The sequence below is a fragment of the Hallella absiana genome, assembly GCF_025457485.1.
In the GTDB taxonomy this organism is placed as follows: domain Bacteria; phylum Bacteroidota; class Bacteroidia; order Bacteroidales; family Bacteroidaceae; genus Prevotella; species Prevotella absiana.
The window spans coordinates 1,754-2,207 of sequence record NZ_JAMXSP010000071.1; the positions used below are offsets into that span (position 1 = coordinate 1,754).

Sequence of the window (454 nt, forward strand, 5' to 3'; positions counted from 1 at the left end):
CGCCCATAGCTTGTCCTAATCTATGGGACCATCAGGCGTGCCATTTGCTACCTACGGGCGAAAAGCCAGTATATGACCGAAAAGCGGGCATCCATCGTTTACCGTGCGGACTACCAGGGTATCTAATCCTGTTCGATACCCGCACTTTCGAGCTTCAGCGTCAGTTGCGCTCCCGCGAGCTGCCTTCGCAATCGGGGTTCTTCGTCATATCTAAGCATTTCACCGCTACACGACAAATTCCGCCCGCGTTGCGCGCACTCAAGTGGACCAGTATGCGCTGCAAGTCAGACGTTGAGCGCCTACATTTCACAACACACTTAATCCACGGCCTACGCTCCCTTTAAACCCAATAAATCCGGATAACGCCCGGACCTTCCGTATTACCGCGGCTGCTGGCACGGAATTAGCCGGTCCTTATTCGTATGGTACCTACAAAACTCCACACGTGGAGCAC

General features: G+C 53.7%; 1 rRNA gene (only partly in view). It reads right to left on the reverse strand.

The features are described 5' to 3' along the window. Positions 1–454, reverse strand: a 16S ribosomal RNA gene (locus tag NG346_RS14355) (its annotated part extends 586 nt beyond the left edge of the window); the annotation flags it as partial.